The organism is Pedobacter sp., from assembly GCF_035317785.1.
Taxonomy (GTDB): Bacteria; Bacteroidota; Bacteroidia; order Sphingobacteriales; family Sphingobacteriaceae; genus Pedobacter.
The window spans coordinates 1-9644 of sequence record NZ_DATHGC010000032.1; the positions used below are offsets into that span (position 1 = coordinate 1).

The following is a 9644-nucleotide window of genomic DNA, read 5'->3' on the forward strand; positions in this document are numbered from 1 at the left end:
CTGGGCCAGAGAGTCTACAGCTGGCAGCGAACCTGTTATTGTTCCGGAAAGCATAGTACCGTCCGGCAGTGTAAGGCTTAGTGGCTGCCTGCCGTGAACGAGTCCATGCAGTTCATAAGGCAGATCGAGTAAAAAAACAAAGCTGTTTTGGTTACTGATCACTGCAAGTGCCTCACCATCTTGTACATAATCCCCTTTTTGATGACTCACTGATGTAACAAAACCCTGCTGATCAGCCCGAATAACTGATATTCCTGAAAATTGAAGTCCCGGATCCAGTTTATTTACGGAATTGCCGATGGCCCTGGCTTCCTTAGTGATCAGACTGAAGAGAGTTTTGCCGGTATGAACTTGTTGCCCGGCAACAGCACTGGCAGACTGGACATAGCCATTGATGTTTGCCTTCACATAACTTTTTTGCTGGAAGGACGATACAGCGGTCAAATCGATATAGTCTGCAAGCGCTGAATGGCTGACTCGTGTAACTTGTACCTGGGAAACAACTTCCGGGGTAGATTCAGCAGTGGTATCGGCTTGTTGGCCGCATGACACTTGGATAGCCACCCCAGTAAAAAGGACAAAAGGACTAAATATCGATGTAATTTTGTTTAACTGCATAATTAATGGTTCCAGTAACTAAGTTGGCTGATGAGTTTTAACCTGTTTATATTTGTTTGCCGCCTGAGGTTTTGAGCGACCATGTAATTATTGATAGCAATCACGAAATCGGCAACCCTAATGTCGCCGGTACGCAACAGTTTACTGTCTACGTCGATCAGTCCTCTGGTTAACCTAATTTGCTCGTCGATTTGCCCGAATAATGCTTTTGTAGCTTCTATTTGCTGATAGAGCATATCGATCTGCAAGGCTTGCTGGCTTTGGAAAAAACTGCGGTAGTCAGCACTTGTCCGGGCCTGAAGGTTAATTTTGTCCTGCTGCATTTTCCTTTGGTGTCCGTCATAGATCGGTACCGATACCGTGAACCCGATACTGGCTCCAAAATTTTTATAAGGCTGAAGGACCAGTGAGGAATTGTAGCCTCCGTTAATATAGATACCCGCCTTGGGCCTGTAACTCAAATCAACTGCTTTTCTGTCGATAACTGCTTTGAGACTATCAATCTCAAAACGTTTGAAAAAAAAGCTGTTGCCTGAACGGACGGCTCCCTCCTGTTTCAACTTGGGTTCGACCAGTATGGCGGCGGTTGTGTCTTTGATTCCCGCCAGGTAGTTCAGGTTAGCCAGGTCAGTTTTCAGCTGCACTTCAGCCTGCTTATACTGTAATTGTTGCTGCCTGAAAGTAACCAGAAAAGTAAGGTATTCGGTCTGCTTATAGACATTTGACCTGGTTAGCTTCTTTAAGAGCACTTCCTCGTTTTTTAGCAGGCCAAAAACATCCCTGTTAAACTCCACCTGCTGCTGGCTGTCATAGGCCTGCAGGTATTGCTCAGTGATTGCCTTCTGCAGGTCCAGCCTGGACATCCCTATTGCATAATTTAATGAATCCCGCTGCAATGCCAGTGAACGTGTCTGATTGGCTTTCATGTCTTTACCGGTCAGCGCATAGTTTACATTGAGCAAGGCGTCTAAGGATTGGCCGTTTGTCATGACTTCATCAAAGCCATAGCCATGTATCCTGGGTGCATACAGCCCCGTCGAACTGGCCGTAATCTTCGGCCCGTATCCCGACCGGATACGCATGCTGTCAATTTTATTGATCAGCACCTGGTTACTGAAGTCCTTGATCAGCAGTGATGAAGCTGTTGCCCGTGTAATGAAGTATTCCAGGTCTTTTTTGCCATTAACAGTCGTCTGGGCAACTGCACCCTGCCTGAAGGCTGATGAGTAAATTATTGCTGTAAACAGAATTTTTCTAAAACGTACCATTGAATGAAAACCCTAAACTGTGTTGCTGATAAGAAGGAACCAGGTTATAATTTGAGCTGCCTTTACCCAGGAAGAGCTGTTTTAATTTAGGATACAGCAAATAGGAGATCTTGGTGGACAATATCCCAAAACCTGCGCCCGCCACTACATCACTGAGCCAATGCTTGTTGTTGTACATCCTGAGTACGCCTGTCCCTGTCGCGACCGTATACCCGGCATATCCGATCCAGGGATGGGTATCTTTATACTCCTGATTCAAGAATTCAGCCGAGGCAAATGCATTGGCTGTATGCCCTGAAGGGAATGAATTGAACCCCGATCCATTAGGCCTCAACCTGTGTGTCCAGGATTTTAAGCCAGACACAGTACCGCCCATAATAGCCTCAGACAAAACATAAAGTCCGGTCGCGTCGGCTAAAGAATGTTTTCCTTTGATGCCCGCAATGTGCAGTCCATATACCGCTGCTGCCGGTGCGAACTGCAGGTAATCATCTGCATGGGCGGCAAACAATGGATGATCTTCCTGGAGTTCGTCCTTAGTGGTCAGATCCAGGTCCCTGACCGGGTTTTTGCCAGCGAGAGAAACCAGTCCGTACCCTATAAAAACTGTGGGGATGATAAATGAACTGATCTTTGGTTTAGCATAAGAAGTATCCTGTACTTGTGCTGCACCCATCAGGGGTGACCCCATATACAACAAAACGATATATAACCAAAATATATTAAGCCGCATAACAATGTATTTTGAAGCTAAGCTACCCGACAATTATGTAGAAATTCTGGATTTAGTCTTTTGTACTTCCGTTCCGAAGTCTTTCGATTGTAGTCAGCAGCTTATTGATCTCCCTGTTTCTGTTTTGCAGCAGTATATCCTTCTCATTACTAGTGTCAATCAGGTCCGCAATTTTTCCTTTTAGCACTTTGATTTTATCGGTGATGAGCACCTTGTCCAGTTCATCCGCTTCCAGGTACTGGAAAAAATTCTTTTTGAGCACCCTGGAGATCGTTGCCAGAAGATACACATCTATTTGTTCATTTTTAAGTATCTCGGCCAGTCGCAAACCGGGCATATCGAGGGTCTTTATCAATGCAGATTGGGTAACACCCTGTATTTTCATTTCCTTCCAGATGAGGTTTCCCAGTTTTGAGTACATTTTAGTTGAGATTATTGGTGTAATCCGCCACTTTTAAAAAGATCATAAGCGGTCTGATAGTTTGCTTTTGCCTGATCAATTACATTGCTCGATAATTTGTCTGGCTTTTGTATATCGTCTGATTTCAGGTATAAAAAGGTTTCAATTTTTTGCTGTGGACCCAGGATGACAAGACTGTCATTTTTAAGATAAGCCAGCTTCTGATAGGTACCTAATACCGCCCTGGGCTGAAAAGTAGGGTCCAAAACATTCTGACCATACAGATTACTCTCATAACTCCAGCCCAGCAGACTGAACAGTATAGGATAGAGATCAATTTGAGAACACATTTTATCGATCACCTTCTTTCCTTTTTTCGGGAGGTTCAGGATCATGCAGGGGATATGGTATTTGCTGATCTCTATCTCACTTTTACCCGCACTTCCTGCGCAATGATCAGCTACAATGATCACCACCGTATTTTTGTACCAGGGTCTCTTTTGAATTTCCTTTAAAAAGCTTCCGATTGCATAATCCGTATACCGGACAGCGGCCTCACGGTTGCCAGGCTTCAGGTCAATTTTGCCTTCAGGAAAAGTAAACGGTCTGTGGTTGGAGGTCGTCATCACAAAATCGTAAAATGGTTTCCCACTCTGATAATCTTTGTCTGCCCCACTGACTACTGCTTCAAACAGGTCTCCGTCACTGATTCCCCAGGCATTTTCAAAATGAACTTCATTGTCCGGGATTACTGTTCTTTTGGTCAAATAGGTATCATTGATCTTCAGATTGCGGCCGCGATCTGTAATGTCAAATCCATTACTGCCAAAATACTCATTCATATTGTCGAAATATCCGTCACCGCCATAATAGAAGGTCCTGCTATAACCTGCCCGCTCAAAGATATGGCCGACCGTGGTCAGGTTCTGGTTATCCTGCCGCCTGACGATGCTGCTGCCTGGTGTAGGGGGTATGGCTAAACTCAGGGCCTCCATCCCTCTCACTGTCCGGGTTCCGGTAGCATACATATTGCTAAACATCAGGTTCTGGTCTGCCAGCGAATCCAGTACAGGCATTAAATGCTGTGAATTGCCAAAATGTTCCATAAAATCGGCGCTCAGGCTTTCTACGGTAATCATGATCACGTTCGGCTTATAAAATTTCCCATTGTTTTTGATTGTCCTTTTAATGGAACTGCCATTACTCAAAAAAGTACTTCGCTGCTCCTGCAATTCTTTTCTGATCAGCTTATAGGCCTGGTCTGTTGGCAGTAATGAATAAAAGTCGTTGTAGTTCAGTTCGTTGTTTTTAAAAGCCGAAAAGAAAGAATAGATTCCCGCTTTGGAAAGTTCATTTTCATATCGGTTAGCACTGGATTCTGCGTAGGCGTTGCTCAGCAAAAGTGGATAGGAAACGGTCACAGCCAGCAAAACGGATGAAATTAACAACCGTGCTTTAAACGACATGGATGACTCAAATGACACCTGGAATATCTTCTTTTTGCCAAATAGCCAGATAACCAGCATCACCAGAACCAGAACACTGCCTATTAATAATGGCAAGGGGTAAGATTCGTTAATGTTATTGACCACCTCGTAGGTATAAATGAGGTAATCAACCGCAATGAAATTGAACCTGCTTTCGAATTCCTGCCAAAAAGTTAATTCCGCAAAGAAAGAAAAAAAAGAGATCAGCAGTGCAAGAAATAAGCCGGCATAAGTGATGGCTTTATTGCCCATTGAATCAAGCCATTTGTCGGGCAAAAACAGCAGATACAAATTATAAACGGCTGTCAGCAGCAAGGCAACGCCAATGTCGTAGTCCAGCCCCAGGAGAAATATCCGGACTACACCAATCAAACTGAAATCAGTTTTGGGCAGAGAAACGATGAGCAATGAGGCCCTGATCAGGAAGGATGTTAAAACAAAAACTATAATAAAAGAAAACAGGACACTGTACCTGCTCCTGAATACCCGGTTAAACATATTTATGCTATATATGCAAACGTAGTTTTGAATTTAGTAGAAATTCTGAATTTAGCTATTGATCCAATCCTGAGACTTTAGAACTTATAACTATAACCCAGCCTGAATACCTGGGTTTCCAGATAGTCGGTACTGATCAGGCTGAAGCCATTGCCCCTCACTTCTCTTTTTGGATTCAATGTATTGAACAGGTCAGTGCCATTTAAGAACAGCTCCCCCCGGCCATTTTGGATCTGTTTCTTCGCGCCCATATCCATGGAAAACCTGGAGCCTATCTTTCCCTGCGGAATGATATCGGGCGCAAGGTATATCGCAGAGAATTGAAGTTCAGTTTTCTTAGGCAGCTTAAACATCCCGTTTAGTTTAGCGTTCCAGGAAGTAATACTTTCCCTGGCCATGGTATACGTTGTCGGAACGGGATACCTGTTGTTTATAGTAAATGCGTCTATAGTATTTTTGTACAGTGCCGCACTTGTATTGAAGGAGAACCAGGTAGCCAGCGTCTGCTGATACGTAAGCTCTCCACCGGTATTCCGGCTTTTGCCCGCATTCTGGAAAATATTGTAGATCAACGTATTTCCGGGAACAGCTGTTGCGATTCTGCTAATGGTTGCATCAACCATTTTATGGTAAACCGCTGAATAAACACTTCCTTTAGTCCAGGTCAGTTTATGACCCAGTTCTATGCTTTTGGTAAACTGTGGCCGTAAGGTAGGGTTCCCCACTTTGATTACTTCAGGTTCATCATACTTGGGAAAGATCCTGATATCTACTTCATTAGGCCGGTCAACCCGCTCGTTGTAAAACACAGATAACTTATTTTTATCATTGAGCTTATAGCCCAGCCTAAGATTTGGAAAAGGGCGCGTATAATCATAACCGTCACTGGTATAAGTATTGTGGTTTGGATTGACGTCATAATTCACCTTGACATATTCAAATCTAAGGCCTGCTTCGAGTTCAAACCTGCTGCTCTCAAAAACGTAATTGCCATATACCGCCGGGATGGTTTCTTTATAATCTGCCCAGCCACCGGCATTTACATCCAGGGGTGAATTTAATCCTGGGAAGAACTGCATATTTGTAGGTATTGTCCTTCTTCTGAATTTCACACCACCCTCCAGGCGACCATGTTTCAATGGCTTGCTATAATCTAAATTGAAGTCTGCAACATGCTCATCTGACAGGAGCTTAAACGAATCTTCACCGGTAAAAGACGGCATGATGTTGGTAAAAAAGTACTTTTCATCTTCCCTGTGGAATGTATAATTGAAACCCGCATTGAGCAAATGTCCGGGTTGAGTGAATTTATGCTGATAAAGCGCAGACCCGGTAGCCGTATATTTGACCTCATCTTCCAGAAATTGCCAAAGTCTGTTGCGCACACTTAGGTCACCATTAAAATAAGGAATGTCCCCCCTGTCCAGGATTTTTTCCCTGTTCAGATAGGCGGAAACCGTAAAGGTGTTTTTATCATCCGGGTTCCAGTCCATTCCGATCTTGATTGTTGAAAATGTTGTCGTCCGGTTCCTTTTTACTTGTTGATTGATCACCGTTCCATCGTCGTAAACACGCTGTGCGAAGTCATTCCGGTTCAGGGTCTGTGTATACAGCCAGTCACCCTGCAAAAAAGTATTTAGTTTATTTTTACGGTAATTAAGGGAAAGGGAAGGGTTCAGCTTAGGCGTCGCCTGATATTGCGGCCTGATAGAGGGCAGGTTTTCTTTCCTCACCCATAATGCACCGAGACCTGTTGTCAAACCTATTTTCCCGTTAAAACCCTCCTGCTTATTCTTTTTGTAGATGATGTTAATGATCCCCGCATTCCCATTGGCATCATACCTGGCTGAAGGGTTGTTGATGATCTCGATACTTTCAATAGCTGAAGCCGGAATATTGTCAAGTCCGGTCTGGCTGCCAAATCCGGTTACTGCATTTTGTTTTCCGTCGATCAGTACAGCGACCTTGTCGTTACCCCTGAGCTGCACTTTGCCATCCTGCACAGTAACTCCCGGTAGATTTTGCATGGCCTGCAATACTGAACCACCTGTTTGGGTTGCATTGTTTGCGAGGTTAAAGGTTTTTTTATCCATCTTTTCGGAGACGCCGTCAGGTTGTCCCGCGGTCACTTTGACCTCATTCAATAACCTGGCGTCCTCTTCTAGTTCAACCGTACCCAGGTCGAGGAAACTGCTCAATGTTCCGATTGTAAAAAGCTGCCTGGCAGTTTTAAAACCCACCATCGATATCTCCAGGATATAATTTCCGCTTTTTACACCAGCCAGGCTGAACCGGCCCTCATCACTGGTAACAGTCCCAACTACAAAACTGCTGTCTTTGGCGGCTTTAAATGCCACATTCACATATGGGATGGCGATTTTCTTAACATCTTTGACAGTTCCTGATACAGTAACCCCTGTAATGGTCTGCGCACCGGCAAAAAAAGGAAACGTTAAAAGTAGAAGGGCGATAACTCTATACATGGTGTGATCTTTTCTTCAAAACTGCATATCAAATTTGAAGAAATACTGAATGCTAAGCCATTACAGATCCCCGGGTGATCAGCTTGATAGATTTTCAAGGGCAGTACGGCCTTTCTTCTTTCCATTTTTGATCCTGTTAAGCCACATGATCACTCCGGTAATAGGAAAAGTAAATGTCAGGATGACTAATATAAAATTGATGACTTTGCCAGGCAATCCAAATAATTCTCCTGTGTGCAAAGGCTTAACATACGACCGGATTCTTTGTCCCAGGTTTTTATCTGTGAATTTTAGCTGACCAATAACTGAACCGCTGTACTGATCTATGTAATAGGTATCTGTTCTGTTGGCTGAATTGCCATTGGCCAGTACGTTTACTGTATAAATACCTGAAGAATCCTTAGGCAGCCTTAAATTATAAAACTCCACATTAGCCAATTGAGGGCTTTTTAAAGCTGCTTCCGCAGAGACAGGTTTCTTTCCGGGCTGATACACTGATACCGACGGCTCAGGACTTTCCATACTGCTCCCGGTCAAACTGTAGATCCCTTTATTTGCCCATGCAAATGCCATAACCAACCCGGTGACAATAATCACCAATAAAAAAATAGAAGTATAAAAACCAGTCACAATGTGCAGATCATGGTTCAGGCGCTTGAAGCTGCCGCCGGTTTTAAACTTTAAACGCTGCATCAGGATGTTTTTGTTCTTCGGCCACCACAGTATAATTCCTGTAAGGGTAATGATCAAAAACGACAATGTTGACAAGCCGATAATCAGCTTACCTATACTGTTTTGACCACCAAGCAGAAATCTGTGCAGCATCTCCACCTGAAAAAAAAAAGATTCTCTTTTACTATATACATCAAGAACTTTTCCGTTGTAAGGGTCCAGGTAAACAAAAATACCTGGCTTACCTCCGCCTTTCGGCCCCTTTTCTCCTTTTTTGCCCTGCTCACCTTTCCTGTCCGATCCGCCCTGCTTTTCTTTTCCGCGATCACCAGCCTCTTTCTTTTCCGGCACCATCAATGCTACCTCAACAGATCTGCCCGGATCAGAAAATACTTTTATCGAAGCAGTTTTTGCTTTTGGCAGCTGATGAACCGCTGTATTCAATAGCTGATCCAAAGGAAGTCTTTCTGCTTTCTGCTCCACATAATATCTGTCATGATTGACCATATGATCCAGTTCTTCTTCAAAAACCATGATCGCACCGGTGGCGCATGACAGCATGATTACAAGTCCGGCAGCTAATGCAAGATAGAGATGGATCGTACGAAATATTTTTTTGATCATGGTGTGTTTGTCTGGGTATGAGCCGCTTATTTACCCTATTAATTAGAATTAGAGAACCTCTAGAATTTATAAGATAAAGTAGTAATAAACTGTCTCGGCGCTATTGGATTCACGCTGTAGTTCTCATGAATATAATAGTTAATCTCATTGGTGATATTTGACAATTTGCCCAGAATAGTGAACTTTCTATAAGTATAACCTGTAGAAAAATCAAAAGTAGTAAAACCACTGATTGGGATAATTCCTGAAGAAGTACCTGCTTTGTTGGTATTCCTGCCACCAAGACGGTCACCAGTGTAAAAAGCGGACGCACCAAGTTTCAATCCTTTTAATCTGCCACTTCCAAGCGTATAAAATAGCGTTCCGTTTGCAGTATTCTTAGTTGTTCCTACTAAACGTTCTCCTTCTACGATACCGCTGATTACCGTCTCTTTCTGGGTAGCCGGATCTATGTAGGTTCTCGTCTCAGAGGTGCTGGTATATCTCATATAATTGTAACTGTAACCAGCTATGAAATTTAATCCTTTTACAATAGTGCCGGTAATGTCAAGTTCAATACCGTCACTGGCAGTCTCGCCTGTAAATTCTTTAAGATTTGTATCTCCGTTTGGAGCACCGGTAAGGTTGAGTTCAGCTGTTTGAGCGAACTTATTATTAACTATTTTATACCATGCAACGTTTGCAGACAGTTTACCATCCAAAAAGTCATTTTTTACTCCCGCTTCGTACTGGTCTATAATAGACGGCCTCATTGGGCCATTTGTCGCTATGTCGATTCCGGTGTTTGATGTAAAGTTGTTCGAGTAACTGGCGTAGATTGAAGTGGATTTTAATGGTTGGTAGATCAGTCCCATCTTTGGT

General features: G+C 43.4%; 8 protein-coding genes. All 8 read right to left on the reverse strand.

Features of this window, described 5'->3' with window-relative positions:
- On the reverse strand, positions 1–618 hold a 618-nt coding region (locus tag VK541_RS02455), incomplete at its 3' end, for an HlyD family secretion protein (RefSeq protein ID WP_324366582.1).
- 2 nt (positions 619–620) lie between these two features.
- Positions 621–1886 carry a TolC family protein gene (locus tag VK541_RS02460; protein WP_324366584.1) on the reverse strand — a complete coding sequence of 422 codons (1266 nt, stop codon included), beginning with the start codon at positions 1884–1886 and terminating at the stop codon, positions 621–623.
- Positions 1873–2619 carry a phosphatase PAP2 family protein gene (locus VK541_RS02465; protein ID WP_324366586.1) on the reverse strand — a complete coding sequence of 249 codons (747 nt, stop codon included), beginning with the start codon at positions 2617–2619 and terminating at the stop codon, positions 1873–1875. The genes VK541_RS02460 and VK541_RS02465 overlap by 14 nt, the downstream gene beginning before the upstream one ends.
- A gap of 52 nt (positions 2620–2671) precedes the next feature.
- On the reverse strand, positions 2672–3040 hold the full coding sequence (locus VK541_RS02470; protein ID WP_324366588.1) for a hypothetical protein: 369 nt from the start codon (positions 3038–3040) through the stop codon (positions 2672–2674).
- A gap of 11 nt (positions 3041–3051) precedes the next feature.
- Positions 3052–5004: an LTA synthase family protein gene (locus tag VK541_RS02475; RefSeq protein ID WP_324366590.1), complete on the reverse strand. Its 1953-nt coding sequence runs from the start codon at positions 5002–5004 to the stop codon at positions 3052–3054.
- Positions 5005–5081: 77 nt separating this feature from the next.
- Positions 5082–7487 carry a TonB-dependent receptor domain-containing protein gene (locus tag VK541_RS02480; RefSeq protein ID WP_324366592.1) on the reverse strand — a complete coding sequence of 802 codons (2406 nt, stop codon included), beginning with the start codon at positions 7485–7487 and terminating at the stop codon, positions 5082–5084.
- A gap of 78 nt (positions 7488–7565) precedes the next feature.
- A complete protein-coding gene (locus VK541_RS02485) occupies positions 7566–8783 on the reverse strand; it encodes a PepSY-associated TM helix domain-containing protein (protein ID WP_324366594.1) in 1218 nt (405 codons plus the stop codon).
- 59 nt (positions 8784–8842) lie between these two features.
- Positions 8843–9644, reverse strand: an 802-nt coding sequence (locus VK541_RS02490; RefSeq protein WP_324366596.1) for a TonB-dependent siderophore receptor, incomplete at its 5' end; no start/stop codon positions are given.